This window comes from Microcoleus sp. Pol12B5, assembly GCF_036701335.1.
Classification (GTDB): domain Bacteria; phylum Cyanobacteriota; class Cyanobacteriia; order Cyanobacteriales; family Microcoleaceae; genus Microcoleus.
Map to the genome: position 1 here is coordinate 1 of NZ_JAUBQQ010000083.1, position 18,191 is coordinate 18,191.

The window sequence follows — 18,191 nt, forward strand, 5'->3', positions numbered from 1 at the left end:
CGCGCTCGATCGCCAGTGACTTAGATTCAGGTGCAAACCCTAGCAGCCCAAACAACCCGCCTTGCTCCTCTTGCTGTGTCGGGGCGTTTTGCAGTAGCAGCGCCAATTCTTCGACAACCTCGTTCGTGATGTTTTTACCCTTCTTCTCCCGATCTTCAATTAACTTTAGTAGCTCTTCTTGGTCGTTGTGCGCTTTGTCTGATGGTGGTAATTTGGCGACTATTTTCGAGATCGCGATCGCACGGGACTCTGATAATGACCCCAAGCTGACCCGGTTAAATAGTGAGTCTGAGAGGTTTGCCAATGCTAATCCGTTGTTAGCGATCGACTCTTTCATTGGGATACCCTTAGCATCTAGATCGTCTTTGTTCAGTCCTGAATCTCTGAAGAATTTGGCCGCATCTAGCGCAGTTCCCCGACCTTCGGCGATATTGGTCAATGCTCCAATCCCCCGCGCTTCCTTCGCTGAATTTGCTTGCAGGTATCGGATTGTGACCTGTTCGGCTCCGAGCTTCTTTGCTAAATCTAGTCTGTTGTGTCCGTTGACGACATAAACCTGTTTGTCTGCCGGATCTTCCCAGACTTGGATGATTCCGGCAAGATTCTCGTCCCATTTCTTGACGCCACCCAAAGACCCGACGCTACCCGTTTTGGTTAACTCGCCAATAATTTTGTACTGAAACCTCTTTGGGTCTACCCCGATACTACTAGGGTCTACTTCGGCGATACCCTTAAGACGCACAGGTTCCTTGTTGCCAAGTTTTTCTAAGTCACGCGCTTTAGTCTCAAGGCTTTTTGATGTTCCGTATTTTGCCCAAGCTTTGTTTTCTGGGTCTAGCTTTAGTTGTTCAGCTAGCTTTTTTATCTTGTCAATTCTTTCTTGAACAATGTTTTTTGCTGCGTTACCAGCCGATTTAACTCTTTTGCCAGTGCCGTCAATCCAGCAATTATTGAGTAGTGGTATGCACGCAGCGCCACAACTATAACTAATATGGGTACACCTATCTTTTCCTGTCTGTTTTATACTAGGTTTCTTCGCGTCTATCCGGTAGCCGTTTAAATACCCAATCGTAAACGTATCAAAGCGTCGTGCTGCCGCTACTGAATCAAGATTTTGGTAGCTGTCAAGGTTGACGGCTGGCTTGTATCCTAATTGATTACCTGTAATCAGAGAGCTAAATATTCGATTGTTCCAAATATCTCTAAACTTTCCCTCTATTTCTCCCTCGCCTTTGATGTTGTAAATAAGTAATTCAACCCTGGAACCATAGGCTTCTTCGCTTTTAATTAACTGTGTCAATTGGAAAATAAATTGTTGTTGTATTTGGACTTTGGTATTCAAAGTATTTACCAACAAGTTGCCTCCTTTTTGTATTGATTGAGATTTTTTTCTACTTAGTTTAGTTTACCGCTTCAGCATCTGCGTCACCTGCTGACTAACTTGACCGAACACGCCCAAAACCTGCGCTTCGGAAATCCCCGCCTCTGCCTTGATATTAAAATTATTGGCAACGGGAGTCACGGGCGCGGGTGTTGGTCGTTGGTTAATTTGCTTGAGAACTCCAAGCATTTCCCGTTGATATCCCGTGCTTTCCTCCTGTAACTTAGTCAGTGGGTTAATCTCCGGTTTAACTGAAATCTGCTGCCGTTGAACGTTCATCTGAGCAATCAGATTTTTCAACTCAGGCACTTTGGGCGCGGTCGCCGCCGTTTGCTCGATCGCCCCCAACAGCGAACCTGATCGCACACCAGCACTTTGAATCCCCCGTCGCACCCCATTAGGAGAAATGCCTCGCAGCGCATCCCGTTCCGCTTCATTCTGTCGGCGGATGGCTTCGCGCTCTTGATTCTGTCTTTGAATCCGTGCCAGTCGCTCAGTTTCTTCAGGCGTCAGTCTTCCCGCCAATTGGCGCTGTCTCAATTTTTTCTCGTTTGGATCGACAATTGCCTCGATCGCCTGAGCCTGTGCCGCCCTTCCCTGAGTCGCTTGCTCGATCGACTGTGTTTCCCGTTTTAGTGCATTTTGCTCCTCTAGAACCCCTCGATTTTGTCCAACCATTTCTTTATTTGCGATCGCAAAAGCAACTTCGGCAACAGCGGCTTCAGCCCCGGCACGGGCGGCGACAACATCTAGTCTGGCGGCTTCGACATCCGCATTACTGGCGTTGGGGTCGCGCTGCACTTTTTGTAAGGTAGCTTCAGCTTTGAGAACTTCAGCATCGGCTTTAGCTAACCCCGATCGGGCCCGTATCTCTGCAATTTCTGCTTCGGATTCCGCTCGCTTCTGAGCAATCTCTGCCTGCTTGATTTCGATTTCTAAATTCTTCTGGGCAACAATCTGCTGCTGTTGGAGTGCGACAAGCTGAGCATCCGCTGCTTCCTTAATTAGTCGCTTCCGTTCGCCCTCAGAACTGGCGCTATCTTGCAAAATTTTATATTCACCCTGAATATATCCATTGAGCGCGTTTGCTAAACTCGCGCGCGATTGTAAAAGCTTGTTTTGGTTTTCCAGCGATCGACCGAGCAGATCGTACTGTTTTCCCTGCTGTTCAATTGCCCGCACTTGTACGTCAGAAGCTAACTCTTGGGCCCTAGATTGGTTCTGAATGCTCTTTATTTGGCGCTCAACCAGCAAATCAAAAGCCTTTTTCTCCTCATCCAGTAATTGCAGTCTGAGCTCAGTGGTTTTTTTGACCGACGCCCGAATGCGGGACTGGCGCTCGGCTTCTTTGGCTGGGTCAGAAAACGCTGGGAGCGATCGCAGTGTTGCGTTTTTCTGTTCCTCCAGTGCAATCTCTTGCTGGATTCGGCGCTGGGTTGCCTGAATTTCAGCAGTAGCGGCAGCGTCTTTGTCGGCAACGCCAGATAGTGCAGCCTGTTTAGTTATCAGTTTACGGTCAAGTTCCGACTGTTCTAGCAGGTCAGTCGCTTTCTTGTTCTCCCGATCAAGCAAACTTAATTGAGCCTCTAAAAATTGGGACAGCGCATCCTGTCGGCGCTTCTGCAAAGATGCTTCTTGGGCTGCTAGTGCCTCTTGTCCCTCAATGTCAGTTGCCGACATTTGTGATCGGCGTTCCCGGATTAGTACCAACTGAGCATCTAGAGATTGCAATGATTGATTGTAACGGCTCTCAGCATATTTCGCCTCTGTTGTTAGCCCTTGTGCCAACTGTCCCTCCAGAATTGTCTGCTGTTCCTGCCCGTCCTGCTCAACATCTGCCAGTCGCTTGTCAAAAGCTTGCTTCCGAATTTCGGCAATTTTGGATTGGGTGTCGGCTTCTTGCTTCAGTAGTTTTTCTCGGAGTTCGCCGCTGGCTTGGCCTAATCGTTCTCGAATCAATGTCAACTGTTGCTGTGCCGACTCTTCTTGGATAGCGGCTGATTTTAGGGCGGTTTCTTGATTGTCCGCCAAACCTCGAATACCATTGGCGGTAATGACTGCCAACCGCTCCTCTTCATCTTGTTGTAAATCTGACAATCGTTTCTGAAAGCCTTGCTCTTGGATTTCGGTGAGTTCTTTCTGTAGGTTAGCTTCTTGCGCTTTCAACTCCTCATTCAGTTCTTTGTTTAAGGGACTGGTCGCGGCTATTCGTTCCCGAACCAAATCAAGCTGGTTGTTTACACTTTGGCGTTGAATGTCTTCTATCTCTGTTGCTGCCCGCTGGTTGTTCTTTGCCCCTGTTGCTGCGGCAGCCTCAACGACGTTGACGCGCTCTTGCGAGTCTTGCCGTAAATCGCTCAACCGTTTTTGTAATTCCTGTTTCTGAATTTCTGTGATTTTGACCTGAATATCAGCTTCCTGTTTTAGCAATTCTTCGCGCAATTCCTTATTAGTTCCGCCGACAGCGCTTAACTGACCTTGGATGAGGGCGAGTTGAGAATCTAGATTTTGCTTTTGGATTTCGCTTGAACGAACGGCAGTGGCTTGATTGTCAATGTCGCCTTTAGCATTAAGGGCGGTAACGACAGACAAACGCTCCTCCCCATCTTGCTGCAAATCTGACAGTCGTTTCTGTAATTCCTGTTTCTGAATTTCTGTAATTTTGACTTGAGTGTCAGCTTCTTGTTTCTTCAATTCCTCCAATAATTCTTTGTTTGCAGGGCTGACCGTTTCAATTCGTTGACGAATTAATCCCAGTTGGGCGGTTAAACCTTCTCGTTGAATTTGTGCGGTTTTTTTCGCTGACTCTTGATTGTCTAGCACCCCAGTTGCATTTGCTGCCGTTATTAGCGATGTTCGCTCTTCAGCGTTCTGCTGTAAATCAGCCAGACGTTTTTGTAACTCTTGCTTTTGAATTTCAGTAATTTTGACTTGTAAATCGGCTTCCTTTTTTCGCAACTCTTCCAGTAGTTCTGTGTTAACTTTGCCCGATTTTTTTCCTTCCCCAACAACTGTGTTAATTCTTTCTTGGACTATTTTTATTTGCTCGTTGGCACTTTTCTGTTGAATTTGGGAAGTTTCGATCGCAGTCTGCTGATTATCTTTCACGCCCAGTGCGTTAGCTTTTTGGACTACAGCAAGCCTTTCGTCCGCGTCCTGCTGTAAGTCTGACAAGCGAGCATCCATCTCTTTTTTGTCAATCTCGGTAGATTCAATTTGGATTTCCGCTTCCTGCTTTTTCAGGGCTTCCATCAATTCGACATTGACCTTGCCGGACTTTTTGCCCTCGGCTGCTACTTGTTGAATGCGCTGACGGACAATTTCTAAACGTTGAGCAGCACCAGTGCGCTCGATCGCTGCTGTCTGTGCTGCCGCCGCTTGATTGTTGATCGCGCCCGTCGCCTGATCTGATTTTATTACCGCAGTCCGCTCCGCCACGTCTTCTTTCAGGTCAGCCAGTCGCGTCTCCATTTCCTTCTTAGCAATCTCAGTTATCTTGACCTGAGTGTCAGCCTCTTGCTTCCGTAGTTCCTCCAATAGTTCAGTGCTGACCTTGCCGCGCTGTTTGTCAGCAGCTTGAACCTGAGCGATTCGAGCTTGGATAATTTGCAGTTGGTTTTTTGAACTAGCTGATTCGATCGCGCTGGTCTGTTTGGCGGCTTCTTGGTTGTCAATAGTTCCTCTAGCGTTTGCGAATTTAACTACAGCAACCCGTTCGTCGGCATCCTGCTGCAAGTCTGACAGCCGCTGTTGTAACTGCTTCTTTTGAACTTCGGTCAAGTCTTTTTCAAGTCCCGCCCGCTTTGCATTTAACTCTTCCAGCCGTTCTTTATTGCCCGCGTTTGCCGCAATTTCCTTGTTAATTAGAGCGATCTGGGTATTGATATTTTTTGTTGCAATTTCTGCCGTCCTAGTCGCAGCATTCTGATTGTCAATCTCATTTTTAGCCTGTGCCGCTTCAACAATGGCGGTAGCTTCCTGGGCATCTTGTTTGATATCAGACAACCGCTTTTCAAACCCTTCCTTCCGTGCCGCTGCTAACTTCTGTAAAGCTTCTGCTTGCTGAACCTGTAGCGCCTCCCAAGCTTCCTTGTCATATTCTTTAACGGTTTTACCCTGTTTCTTGGCTTCAGCTTCTAACTTGGCGGTTTTGTCCTTGATTTGAGAGAGTTCGGTCTTGGCTCGATCTTCGGCAATCTTGATGGACTCGATTGCGGCCTGCTGATTATCTTTTAAGCCTTGGTCACGGGCTGAATCGTTAAGTTTTTGGCGCTCGTCAAAGTCTTTGAGAGCTTCCCGTTTCCTAATATCGCGCTGCTGCTTCTCTAGCTTTGATTGCTCAGTGTCTAATTTTGCTGTTTCAGTTGCGTTTTTGCGATTCTCTTCAATCTGGATTGCTACAAACTCTGATTGCTTATCAGTGCGTTGAGATTTAGTTGTGTTTAATTCTCGCTGAGCCTGCACGATTTGAACTTCGGGAGCTTTTGTTGATTTTAACTTATCAAGAGCAACTTGCTTGTCTGCTATTTCTTTGTCTATCTTGCCTAATTCAGCATTCATCTCTGCTTGAATTTGACGCATTCTTTCAGTGTGAGCTATCTTTTGTGCGTCTGATCGGATCTTGACCTCCTTAAGTTTTTCCTCTGTTAACATTTGCTCTGCCTTGACTTCCCCCATTCTTCCGTCATTTTGTATTGACTCAATTTCGGATTGAGCTAACTTGTTTAGTTCTAAATCTCTTTTTGTAGTAACTTCTTGGATTTGACCGATAGCTTTTTCAGCAGCCTCTCGCCCAGCAAGCTCTACGCGAGAATCGTCAAGGATTAGTTTAAGTCGCTTTTTACCTTGCTCAGTAGTGATTTGTCCTAACTGAACTTGCTTGGTTATTAACTCAATTATTCCTTTGTTGGCGGTTTGGAATTCAGGATCTGAGTTGGCAGCTTTTATTTGAGCTTCAAATGCCGCAACTTTTGCGCTTAATTGAGTAAAAGTGCCACCAAGCTCTGTTAACGGTTTAGCCGATGTTGACAACCCAGAGACAAATTTACCTAAGCCCTTGAGAGAAGCTTCATTCCCTGCTATTAAAGCTTTTTTAGCATTTTCCAAAGATGTATCCCCAGCAGTATCAATCTCTTTAGCCGCCGCTATTTCTGCTTCTAGCTGAGCTGCATAATTTCGGCCTTGACCCTCAAGTTTTTTCTTATCTGTTTTTTGTTTGTCTGTTAATTCGCCTTGAATAATTTCTTTGTCGCGTAATTGGCGAAGTTTTAAGGTTGTGTCGTTTGCTCCAGTGGCGGTTTCATCACTACGAGAGCTAATTTCGTCGATCGCTCCCATAGAATCATTTAATCTTAAGCTTTGCCACAACAGCGCGGCCGACGCAAGTGCTGCAATTGCTACAGCTAAAGGAGCAATTGCAGCAGTCACGGTAGCTAATCCTGACGCAAGTGTAGTCAATGCCGATCCGGACGCCGCAACAGCTCCGGCAGAACCCCCAAAACCAGCAATAGACCCCAATGCTGTACCAATTGCACTAAGTGTGCCAGCTAATCCCGGTGCGATTGTCGAGAGTAGGTAGAAAAACGTACCTATGCTTCCCCCGGAGGCAAAAAATCCGTAAATAGTGCCAACTAAGCCGACAATGGTTGTTAACGGGCCAATGACTGTACTAATTATTAATGCCATTTGAATCATTTGCTGAATTACCGGATCTCCTAATAAGTCAGCAATTGTTTTAACAAGAAAGCCTAATAAGGTTAAAATAGGCGTTAATACTGGTGTTATCGCTTCTAGTGCATTTAGTAAAATCCGAATAGATCCACCTACTATTTCACCAAGAGATCCACCAATGCCAAGAATCGCGTCTCGTAATACTGTTAAAGCTGGCAGGAACGGGCTAATTATTTCAATAATTTGTTTTACAGAATCACCAATAAATGCAGTAACCCCGTTCAAAGTTGCTTGAATTTGCGACTGAATGTTTTTCATGTACTGATAAATGACATCCAACCCGTCTACAAATAGCGCTGTAATATTTTCCCCAGCAAGTCTAGTTGTAATTTCAAATATTTCTTGGATGTTTGAAGTAATACCGCTAACACTGCGAGCAGCTAGCGCGTTGCCAGCGACAAAAGGTTGCAACTTGTTTACCAGTTTGTCAACCAACACGCCTTGAGCGCCCCATGCGCGAACCTGTTCATTGGTGATGCTCAACCCTTTTGCAAGCCGACTATTCATGTCGATTGTGCCGGACAAAATACTGTTAATTTCTTGTCGAGCTTGGAACAACGGAATTTGCATTGCACCAAAAGCACCCGCGAACGAAAGAGTTAAGCGTTCTGCGGCTTTGATCGGGTCGGCAAAATCTTTTGACTGATTGGTGATTTTTGTAGCATTGGTCAATGCAATCTGTAACAAGTCAGTCAACTGCCCTGACGTAACACCCACAAGATCGAGGGATTCAATCGCTATTTGATTTAACGATTTTTTTATAGGTTCTTCAAACGCTTTAATGGTTTCAGTCGGGTCAATCGACTTTACACCATTTATATAAACATCTTGAACAGCAGCAAGGCTAGATTGAGTCGCCAGTATTTGCTGGCGCATCTTCTCGTTTTGACCAATGAACATATTATAAAATTGACTGGAAGCGGCTTTTATTTGATTAAAAGCTTCACTCCAAAAGAAAAGAGCGGTACTCGCTTGAGTGATACCGCCAGCAACTCTTGACATTTCCGATCGAACGTTAGCAAGCGCAGAGCTGGCCAAGTCCGTAATAGAAAAAATTACATTAATTCCGCTAGCCATAAAATTAAAAAATAAGCGAACTGATTGAGTTCCCCTGCTCGCTATTTTTCAACCTTATTGCTTAGTTTGTAAATTGGCGCTGTCTTAGCACTTCCTGTACAACTGAAGTTATTTCCTCTGAACTTAGTGGCTGATTAGAATTTGATGTGTCTTGGACAATATGAGACGTGCGTATCACATCTGGGTAAGTCCTGTGTTTGAGAAGATTGTCATTTTGCTTTAATTTTTCTTCTATTTTTTTAAGCTCAGACGAAATAATTAAAACAATTTGTTCAAAGTCTTTTGCTTCTAGTTTGACCCGCAAGTCTCGCCCTGGCTTACATTCTTCAGTTCCGTCCGGCATTCGGCGCACCGTGTATTTAACTATAGATTCTGGAAGGTCTGGAAACGCACAAAGCAAGAAAAAAGCTATAGCCCGCTGACTAGAATAGTCGGCGAATTTTCGCATAAATTGTTTTTCCCAGTCTCTATATTCTTTCGTCCCTTCCTCTGGTCGTTCCGTACCAAATACTTCTGCTAAAGGTGCAACTTCTAAATCTGTTACACCCTGATAAACATATTCTTTGCCGCCGATCGTCACTGTAGTATTACTCAAAATAGCTCACCAATTCCTTTGTTAAGTCTTGTTCTAATTTATCTATCACAGGCTGCGCGTTCTTAATCTTGGCTATTTCCGACGGCTTGCGTCTGACGCTGATATCCTTGGTCGCAAACCGCAACCGAGAAATATCCTTGCTTGATTGGCGATCGGCTACTGGCTTAGTAGTCAGCAGTGAGCTTAAAAACTTACTAGCTTTTTCGAGCCGATCGAATAAGTCCGTCTCCAACAATATTTTGTCCATTCTTTTTAATTTGTTTGGGAAATAAGTCGTCAAGAGGTCGATCAACCGCCAAGGCAATTCGCTGCAACTCCAAAGAATCAACGCATCTAGTCCCTTGCTCAATTCTATCTAAACTTCTATCTGGCAAGTTTGCCAATTTTTCTAACTGTGGTCGGCTTAAGTTTTTTGACCGTCGGAACAGTTCTATCAAAAAACTTCGCGCTTCTTCTTCAGTTTTGCAATTAAATTCCAAAAAAACCGCAAAAGTTTGCATAACTTGATATCTACACAATCTGTGTATATTCTACACAATCTGTGTAATTTTGCATCAATCCGTGTAGCAAGCGCGTTTAAACTTAAACTTTGCGAAAACAGGCAGATATTATGGGCAATAGAGTTCTCCTGTTCGCATATCAACTGGTAAGCGACTTTTAATCTTTAATTCTTGTGTCCACAACTCTCGAAAAAACCGACTGGGAATATCGAGCCGATTCCGGCAAGTTGGGCGAATGGCAACTGACACCCGAAGGGTATTTGGTTGCCAATGCAAAAATTGCCCGAATTGGGATTCAAGAATACCCTAACCCGGACGGCACTGTTCGCCGAGAATTTCGCCCGCCGGAAGAGGTGGCAAACCGCGACTCTCTAAAAACGTTGTGCGACTTGCCGATCTCGATCGAACATCCCCCGGCAATGCTGGATTCGTCTAACGCCCGACAGTTTGCGGTTGGGTGGAATGGATCGGTCAGTTACGACGGTGGATTTGTCAGCACAAAGGTGAAGTTGATTGACCAACACGCTGTAAAGAATGCGCTTGATGGCGGGCGAATCGAATTGTCTGTCGGCTATATGACCAAGCTTGATTGGACACCGGGGACGTGGGAAGGGCAGAGATATGACGCCATTCAGCGAAACATCAAGGGCAATCACATTGCTCTGACTGTTAAGGCGCGGGGCGGTGCCGACCTTCGGCTTTACCCCGGACTGGCAAGCCCTGAACTTCATAAAGACTCAGAAATTTTAGAAAAATGCTGGCAGATTTCGGAGCCAAGGTGGACTGATTCAGATGTTCGACTTGACAATCTGCACATAAAAGTAGGAGGTGAAAACGATATGAAAATGTATGAATCTGACGATTTGCAGAAAATGTCTAAGGACGAGTTGATCGACCTAGTGACAGAAATGCAATCGGGTATGGCAGAGAAAGAGGAAGAATTGAGCGAAACCAAGGACTCTGCTGTTTATTGGCAAGGTCGGGCTACAGCGTATGAGGATAGTTTGTCGGTTGAAAGTGATTTGAGCCGATCGGACAGTGACAACGCAACTAACCGCCGAGTCAAAGAAAAAGAGATTCGGATTGCTGAATTAGAAGGCCGCCTTGATAGCTCGGAACGTGAAAACACGGCAATTCGCAGGCAATTTGACGAGGCGAAATCTAAAATTCAACGACTGGATTCTGACTTGCAATTAACTCGTGACAGTCAGGAAAAAGCTATAACTACGCAACGAGAATCTTGGGTGAAAACTTGGAATGAAGCTTTTCCTTTTTTGCCAAAAGTCGCTCAAGCAGAACCGGATTACACATTGGATTCTGTTGGAATAATGAGGCTTGCTTTACAGAATTCTCGACCTACACTCAATCTTGATTCTTTGGTGCAATCAGCCAGCAATCCAGACGACGTGATTCGTACAGCATTTTCCGTGATGGTCGCCGAAGGGCTTGCCAAACCGACTGCGGAGCGAGGGTTTATGGCCCAACTGATCGACCAAGCCAAGACGGATTCAGGTAATTACTCATTGGATTCGATTGGGAAAATTCGACAAGAACAGAACCTCAAGAAACAAGAAGCTTGGAAGGTGACTAATTAAATGACTCAAACATCTTTTGCTCCACAATTTCCAGTCGGATATCCTGGAATGCCCGCAGATTTAAGCCCAAAGTACGATCGAAGCTATTTCAATACTGCTCTTGACGTAGCAGGGGTTGTAACTGTCACTGTTGCAACTTTTACGGCTAATACCGAATATTCTTTGACAATTAATGGAGTTGTAGTAACTACAACTACTCCGGCAACCGGGGGAAGCAGCGCAACACTTCGGGACGCATTAGTTGCGGCGGTTAATCAGTCTTTCGCTGGCGTTGATGCTGCACCTGCTGCTGGCAATACTTTCACTGTCACAGGTGTTTTGGGACAACCTCTAACGGTAACACCCGGTAGTTCTGCTTTAACCCAGGCTGTCACAACCCCGGTAGCGGCTTCGGGAGAGATTGGCTTAGGTCTTGCCGTCGTGCGTATTGCAACCGACAGCGACAGGGAAGTAAGATTGGGCGCTCCTGACAGCAGCCACAGATTTGTAGGGGTGACAGTTGACGACGGATTTCGTACAAATGCGGCTCCTTACGGTAACTCGAATCACGTTTACCGCCGAGGCGACACTATGTTGGTTCGGGAGTCGGGGACGCTTTGGGTAGCGATCGAAGGCCCGCCAGTAACGCCAGACTCTCCGGTGTTTTACCGCTATTCTGGCGCGGGTCAGATTGGATCTTTCCGAGGTGCAACCGCGACTGGCGCTGACTTGCAATTGACAAATGCTCGATTCCTTACCGGAGGGACTGACCTAGCTCAACTCTTGCTTGGATACGCCACGATCTCCTCTGGCACAACTGTTTAATCACTTACTCTTAATTTAGAAAATTAGAAATGGTAACAGATATCCGACTTGACGGGCCTTTGCTTTTACAGCGGGCTCTCGAATATATCATCCCGAAAGTTGAGCGAGCCGAGTACCCAGAACTTAAGGCCGAGCAACACATTCCAACGGTCAACGAAGGTGGCCCCGGCGCTGAAATGATCACTCAGGTAATGCTTGATTACCGTGGTCGAGCCAAGATTACCTCCGCACCGGGCGATGACCCCCCATTGGTGGGAATTGTCGGTGAAGCAATGAACGCATCAAACGTTAAGTCTATTGAGGCTGCGTATCGGGTCACATTCCAGGAAGTTCGAGCGGCTGCTTTTGCTGGCGTAGATATTTCAGCAGAAAAAGCTTTTGGCGCAAAAGAGATGGTCATGCGCGAAAGCAATCGCATTGCCTACTTGGGCGATCCGGCTGCCGGATTGTACGGCTTGTTTACTTTCCCGCTGCTACCAAAAGTATTGAGCCCGATTCAGTTTGACGATCCAGCGTTAGATCCAAACGTAATGCTGCGATATCTAAACTCTTGGTCAAACTTGGTTTACGACGTGATTACACGCCGCACTTTTAAAGCTGATACAGCGCTGTTCCCATCGCGAGTTCGGACTGTGATGAATACCACGTTTCGCAATGCAAACAGCGACACGACAATCATGGATTTGTGGAGAAAATCTAATCCACAAATTACTTACGTTGACGACGTGAGTGAAGCTGACGAAGCTGGATTTGGTGGAACTCCTGCGATTGTTTTCTACAAAAAAGATCCGTCGCACGTCAAGCGTTATATTCCCCAACCGATCGAACAACTGTTACACCATAACAGCGACACATCAAAAGAAGTGCTAATCCACGAACGTAACGGCGGCACTTTCTTTTCTAGACTGTCGGGAGTAGTTATTGAAGGAGTATTGGCAAGCTAATGGCAATATTAGGAATTGTTGAATATTTGCCACAACTAAATTCAGTCAAGCAAACAGGCGATTTGTTTATTGGCGGAATGCAGTTAGTTACAGGAAAAAACGAGGTTGATATTGAGACATGGAAGGAACACGCCAACCATCCGCTAATTAAAAAACGGATCGAACAAGGCATTCTTCGAGTCTTTTTCGATCAGCCAACTGTAATTACGCCGCCCGAAAACAAGCGGGCTTCGCGAACATCTACTCCGGTAGAAACAAAACTTGAGCAAGAAGTTATTCCGATCGCCGTGGATACTTCAACTTTCGTAGTTCGCCCGCCAGAAGTAGAAAAAACTCCTACCCCTCCCAAAAAATGATCGGAACAGTCTCTGTTGAAAATTTCTGTTTGCTATTTCCTGAGCTTGCTGATTGCGATAGTCACCAAGTTGAACGGGCTTTACTCCAAGCGAGTAAAGAATGCCCTGCAACTATTTACGGCAATTTGCACCAAGAGGCGATCGCACATTTGGCAGCTCACAGGATAGCAATGCAGTATTTTCAAACAGGGGTCATTGCCGGGGCGGCGGTAGAGGCGGCAAAAGGTGGTTCTCCATCTTTGCCCAAAGCGGGAAGCAGTAGCGCTGAGAATCTAAACAGCACCAGCTACGGACAAGAAGTTCTCAGAATCCAAAAAACGTTACCTCTCAGTGGATTTGTTGCCTAATGTTTGCCAAGATTGCTCAAAAAGCTAGAGATTGCAGTTTTGCGGGTACAGCCGACAGTTTTGGCTTGACCAACGTTGTCAGCTTGCTGTTGGTGCGGCGGTTTACAGCCGACGGCGTTTCTCGGCAAGAAGTGCGATCGGTCAGCAATCTAATTTGGAAGAAAGCATCGCCCGCAACTTTTGCCCCCTCAATGTCGAATGACGGGACGGAAGCACGAGAGAACGAGTTCACTATTTTTGGTATCCCGCGCAACGTTGATTTTAGCGACTGGCTTCAGGCAACTGGAACAAGCTATTGGGTCAATGCTGAGATGCGCGACGGGCGCGTGTTTGGTGGAACTGAGGTGGAATTCGTGACGATCGATGAGAACAATCCGCTTGTCTACATTCTTACGGTAAGGAGGAAGCCAGATGAGCGAAAGTTTAATTAAGCAAGAGTTTTTGACAGAATTAGAGTCAATCCTAGAGAGCGATGAAACCTACGGCAGTAACGTTCAGGTTTTGACTTATTCAGTTAAAAAAGACGTTATTAATGGCAAATTCAAGGATTCTTGGAATAAACGGGTTTATGAGTTTGTTATTGATATTGACGGAATCAGCTATAAACCAGCGGCAAAGCTTGACTCTTTTAGTATCGATGAATTGCCCGTGAGATTTGACGCCTATAGCGAAGGGTATTTGTCGCTATTTAAAGAGGATCGGCTTGATGGCAAGCTAACGGGAAAGCGAACAAAAAAACCTAAGTGCGGAAACGAAGGTTACGGTTGCGGGTTTAGTTGTATTGGGCTTCAAAAAACTTGCCGAATTTTAAGTTCCGGCAAAAAAGCGGGGACAAACCAAGGTAAGGAGATTGGAAAGGAACGACTAAATAAATTATTAAAATTGGCGCAAAAAGCATTAGGTGCTGGAGACGGAACTAAATTTAAAGCCCTCACTGCTACTGCGACTAATATTGCAAAAACAAGAAGTGAATACAGAGAAAAAGCAGCAAATCGCGTACTTCAGCAAAAAGCAAGTAAGCAATCCAGTCTTGCCCCAGCCAACGGGAAGGTACCAACTAAGAATATAGAAACAAAGTTAACAGAAACGCAGTCAAGACCTGGGGAATTAATTATAGATCAAGAAACATTTAATATCAAATTTCCACCCCAAGAAGTAGCAAGACAATACGGAATAGGTGGCCCGGTTGAAAGAGCGAGGGCAGTAATAGATTTTGTGAAAGATCCTAAAACGTTTACTAGCTTAAACGTTGGCGATCAAGCGGGTTTTTTAGACAATGCTACGACAATACATGGAGTGGGCGACAAAAACTGGGACGAGCAACTTGAAAGACCAATGGTTGCTAACGACCCTGGAAGAAAGTTGGGAGCGGAATCTTCAAATGTTAGAGCGCAAGGAGCAAAGCAAATCTGGGATAATTTAACGCCTAGTCAAAAGAGTAAAGTAGCTAACGAATTAAAACAATTCAAGTCAAGACTTGCAGAAAAACCTATACCTGGAATCATAAGTGAATCCGACAAATTCGAGAACAGATATGTAGAAGAATTAGCAGTTGAAATACGAAAATTAATTAAATAATATGGAAACCAAGTCGCCCGTCTTAGTCCAGCATCAACTAAACGTCCTCCGAGGCATTGCATTTTCGGCAGCCGAAGTTCCAAAACTTCGGCTGGGAACAACACTTCCTAACGCCAGCGCAGTAATAACCGAAGTTTCTGGCGGCGGATATTTGCCCTACGACTTAGAAAGCTCTAAGATGTACGCCGCCGACGCGGGTAAAACCAGTAATAGCACTAAACTTATTTACCCAGCAGCTACCGCGACTTACAAGCCGATCTCTTGGCAAGTCACAGTGGGGTCAGACATTTTTTATGCCGGACATTTAAGAAACGGGGAAACGATCGACCCCCCGGACTATTTTTTCTTCGACACCTGGCCGGATAAAAACTTCACAATTGATGAAGCAAATGGGGGCGGTCTGATCCAATGCGTCGGGATTGACCTTAGAAATAAGCGACTAAACGCAACATTTAAAGGTCAGGCGCTGACACCACAAGGTGCAATCACCATCAAATTAACCAAGACAGCACCGCACCCATTAACTGGGCAACTTGAAGCAAATACCTTTGTCGCCGAGAAAGAATATCCGTGCGCCACAACAAGCTGGGAAGATCCTTTGCTTAGTCGCAAAACCGAAAACTTGTTGCCGATCGCCTTTGATCAATTCACTGCCGACACCGGGCAAATTCCTGGATATCAAATTTGGTCGGAAAACGAGTTGTGGTACTGGGGGACTTTGGCTCCCGGCAAGTACGGTTGGAACCGCGACTTGCTGACGGTCGAACCCGGCGGAATTATTATCAGGGGGTAACAAACATGGTTGGAATTTCGGTCGGAGCTTACTCAAGAGTCGGACTTGACAGTATTGAATCTGATGAAACAAAGTGGACTTTTGGGCGGGCATTAGCAGCGCAATCTCGCGTCGGTCAAGATAGCACCGAACTAAATCTTAAGTTCGGCCGATCACTCTCAGCATCTGCCAAAGTCAGCACCGACTCTTGCGATTTAACTCTGTCATTTGGTCGGGCGATCTCCGCCAACAGCAAAGTTGGGCAGGATGAGTTTTTGCTGCTGTCGCTGCTCGGCAAAATAGTTTTCCCGCCCAGTGCCGAATTGTTCCTACTCAAAAACGGACAGGAGGAGCAACTAGACGGCAATCAGCTAACACGGGGCGATTTTTATGCGTTCAATTTGAGAATTGTGGGCGATCGGGTGGCATCGGAAATTAACGGCTCAGTGAATGTAACCTTTACTGGCAAAACCGACCCAGCACACTTGGACAGCAAGGCGCTATTCAAAAAAACCTTGCAGAACGGCGGCATTAAATTTTTGGGAGTTGAAGATATTGTCACTTACAACGGCAAAACACGGGCGGCGACATACCAAATTCGGCTGCTACCTCAAGACACTGCCGCCTTGATGACGCCCGCGATCGTTTATGCCGATATTCAACTTGACGACGGCACAATCAACGGCGAACACTACACGGTCAATCGCTCGCGGTTTTCTGTGTCTGACGACATTTATCGTGGCATAGGAGGCGGAAAATGAGTCTAGATTCAGTTAAATTTTCGGTAAACGACAAGCCAAGCGAACTCCGAAACTTGGTAATGATTCAGGGCGACACCCTGAAGTTTTCGGCGCGAATTCCAATGACAAGTTTTTCGGCACAGACCTTACCTATCGTTCGGTTACTGTTGATCGACTCGCTAAATCCGGCTGAATCCGTGCAGACGATCGGGCCCAAAAACTTCACAGTCACTCTCAATACAACTTTGACGACAGCCGACCTGTCACTGGTATTAGCCCCCGCAGATACCGAAACTTTGATTCTCGATCAAAACTTAGGGCAAATTCTAGGCATAAGTCAAGGCGATCCAACTTGGTATCAGCCTGCTAAAAAAATGTTTTTAGAAATTCAATTAACAGGGTTGAGTGTCAATAAAACTTGGCAAGGGGACTTAACCATTAAAGGTGATTTATTCAAGACTAACGTCGCCGGAACTTTACCAGGATTAACTTAATGCTGCCAAGTGAACTTCGATCGGTACTAAAACAATGGTTAAGCCAACAACTCCGGGTAGATCGATGGGGTCTAAACTCTCCTGAATCAGTGAAAGACCTTCGAGCGCCACCCTCTGCTGGTCTTGATGGAAACACCTCTGGGTACTCAATTGTCGAAGTATTAGGGACTGGGGAAACAAGCAGCTACCTGCTGCAAACCGAAATCCCAATACAAGTAGAATACCGATTTGATAGTTCTCATTCCTATACAACTATCCCTCGCAGTCAAGCCGAAGACAAGTTAACCTATATCTTGTTGAATCTTCAGGCACATCAGAATTGTCTGGCTCCAGATATTGAATCAATTGAAGGTACGGGCAATGTATTACTAAACGAGCAGAATAAGTCAGACTGGATACTGTCTTTTGTGTTTCAGTTTAACGTCAAATTTCACTGCGAATTCGCAGAGTTAACCGCAGTAACAGGAGCTTTTAGCCCGTGAAAATCGAATTTGAGATGGCAAAACTAAATCCTACAACTAAAGTCAGCCTCGATCTTGTACCCGGTCAGATAGCAGAAACAGATAAAGGTTTCATTATTCCAATTATTTTGCCTACTTCTGACGGCAAACAAATTCCAGTTAGCGCAATTGAGTGCAAATTACTTGACGTTGAAAACGGAGTGCAGCGAATTGCGGTCAGCGCAATTCAATGTGTTGACGGGGAATTAGGTGAAGCCACATTGTTAAACAACGTTTTAATCGATCTAAAACAATTCGTTCTACCAACTGACGAGAATGAAATAGTTTTAACTGCTTTGACAACACCAGCCCCAAAAACAAAAGCTAGTTAAATTTGCTAACTTGTTGATTTTCACTTTACTTTCTAACTTAAAATTATGTCAAACTCACCTTTTCAAGGTCGCAAAGGTTCAATAACCGACATCACTATCCGCTTCTACAACAATGCGGGTGTGTTAGGTTCTCCCGTTTGCGTTGCTACGCCAAACGATCCGGTGCTAAACAAAGGCGTCAGTTTAACGGAAGTTATGACTTCTTCTGCTCTAGGTGAAATGGTTTTAGCGGATCAATTTATTAACGAAAATCGTCCGTCTATTCGTTTTTCGTTCCCGCTGTTTACTCCGCTAACTGTAGGTATGAGGGAAGGATTAGCCCCGCAGGAAATCACAGCGGAAACACCTACCTTCATTCACTGGGCCCCTAGGCTGATTACTCAACAAATATTACCTCCGGCGATCGAAGGACAGGAAGGTTTTGGCGTACTCGCTTCCCCTACGGG

The 18,191-nt window shown here is 45.6% G+C and carries 17 protein-coding genes; 13 read left to right on the top strand and 4 right to left on the bottom strand.

Annotated elements, in window-relative coordinates; all coding sequences use genetic code 11:
• The 4 genes from QUA24_RS24020 to QUA24_RS24035 form a co-directional block, all read right to left on the bottom strand.
• The coding region (locus tag QUA24_RS24020) for a hypothetical protein (protein WP_333232643.1) at positions 1-1,300 on the bottom strand (1,300 nt) is incomplete at its 3' end.
• A 105-nt stretch (positions 1,301-1,405) separates the two neighbouring features.
• Complete coding sequence (locus QUA24_RS24025; RefSeq protein WP_333232645.1) at positions 1,406-8,113, bottom strand: hypothetical protein; 6,708 nt, start codon at positions 8,111-8,113, stop codon at positions 1,406-1,408.
• Between the two features lie 136 nt (positions 8,114-8,249).
• Positions 8,250-8,783: a hypothetical protein gene (locus tag QUA24_RS24030; RefSeq protein ID WP_333232646.1), complete on the bottom strand. Its 534-nt coding sequence runs from the start codon at positions 8,781-8,783 to the stop codon at positions 8,250-8,252.
• Positions 8,776-9,132, bottom strand: coding sequence for a hypothetical protein (locus tag QUA24_RS24035; protein ID WP_333232648.1), 357 nt, complete (start codon positions 9,130-9,132; stop codon positions 8,776-8,778). Before QUA24_RS24035 ends, QUA24_RS24030 begins: the two co-directional genes overlap by 8 nt.
• Positions 9,133-9,456: 324 nt before the next feature.
• On the opposite strand from QUA24_RS24035, the gene QUA24_RS24040 reads away from it, so the two are divergent.
• The 13 genes from QUA24_RS24040 to QUA24_RS24100 form a co-directional block, all read left to right on the top strand.
• Positions 9,457-10,878, top strand: a complete 1,422-nt coding sequence (locus tag QUA24_RS24040; protein WP_333232649.1) for a DUF2213 domain-containing protein — start codon at positions 9,457-9,459, stop codon at positions 10,876-10,878.
• Positions 10,879-11,682: a hypothetical protein gene (locus tag QUA24_RS24045; RefSeq protein ID WP_333232651.1), complete on the top strand. Its 804-nt coding sequence runs from the start codon at positions 10,879-10,881 to the stop codon at positions 11,680-11,682.
• Positions 11,683-11,711: 29 nt separating this feature from the next.
• Positions 11,712-12,626: a major capsid family protein gene (locus QUA24_RS24050; RefSeq protein ID WP_333232653.1), complete on the top strand. Its 915-nt coding sequence runs from the start codon at positions 11,712-11,714 to the stop codon at positions 12,624-12,626.
• Complete coding sequence (locus QUA24_RS24055; protein ID WP_333232655.1) at positions 12,626-12,982, top strand: hypothetical protein; 357 nt, start codon at positions 12,626-12,628, stop codon at positions 12,980-12,982. Before QUA24_RS24050 ends, QUA24_RS24055 begins: the two co-directional genes overlap by 1 nt.
• Positions 12,979-13,329, top strand: coding sequence for a DUF4054 domain-containing protein (locus QUA24_RS24060; protein WP_333232656.1), 351 nt, complete (start codon positions 12,979-12,981; stop codon positions 13,327-13,329). The genes QUA24_RS24055 and QUA24_RS24060 overlap by 4 nt, the downstream gene beginning before the upstream one ends.
• Positions 13,329-13,760 (top strand): hypothetical protein, encoded by a 432-nt coding sequence (locus QUA24_RS24065; protein WP_333232658.1) that lies wholly within the window; start codon positions 13,329-13,331, stop codon positions 13,758-13,760. The genes QUA24_RS24060 and QUA24_RS24065 overlap by 1 nt, the downstream gene beginning before the upstream one ends.
• Positions 13,741-14,907: a hypothetical protein gene (locus QUA24_RS24070; RefSeq protein WP_333232660.1), complete on the top strand. Its 1,167-nt coding sequence runs from the start codon at positions 13,741-13,743 to the stop codon at positions 14,905-14,907. The genes QUA24_RS24065 and QUA24_RS24070 overlap by 20 nt, the downstream gene beginning before the upstream one ends.
• Position 14,908: 1 nt before the next feature.
• Complete coding sequence (locus QUA24_RS24075; RefSeq protein ID WP_333232662.1) at positions 14,909-15,700, top strand: phage tail fiber protein; 792 nt, start codon at positions 14,909-14,911, stop codon at positions 15,698-15,700.
• Between the two features lie 5 nt (positions 15,701-15,705).
• Positions 15,706-16,440, top strand: a complete 735-nt coding sequence (locus QUA24_RS24080; protein WP_333232664.1) for a hypothetical protein — start codon at positions 15,706-15,708, stop codon at positions 16,438-16,440.
• Positions 16,437-16,913, top strand: coding sequence for a hypothetical protein (locus QUA24_RS24085; protein ID WP_333232665.1), 477 nt, complete (start codon positions 16,437-16,439; stop codon positions 16,911-16,913). The genes QUA24_RS24080 and QUA24_RS24085 overlap by 4 nt, the downstream gene beginning before the upstream one ends.
• Positions 16,913-17,395 (top strand): hypothetical protein, encoded by a 483-nt coding sequence (locus tag QUA24_RS24090; RefSeq protein WP_333232667.1) that lies wholly within the window; start codon positions 16,913-16,915, stop codon positions 17,393-17,395. Before QUA24_RS24085 ends, QUA24_RS24090 begins: the two co-directional genes overlap by 1 nt.
• Entirely contained in the window at positions 17,392-17,745 is a 354-nt protein-coding gene (locus QUA24_RS24095; RefSeq protein WP_333232669.1) for a hypothetical protein, read from the top strand. The genes QUA24_RS24090 and QUA24_RS24095 overlap by 4 nt, the downstream gene beginning before the upstream one ends.
• Positions 17,746-17,790: 45 nt before the next feature.
• A partial coding sequence (locus tag QUA24_RS24100) for a hypothetical protein (protein WP_333232670.1) occupies positions 17,791-18,191 on the top strand: 401 nt, incomplete at its 3' end.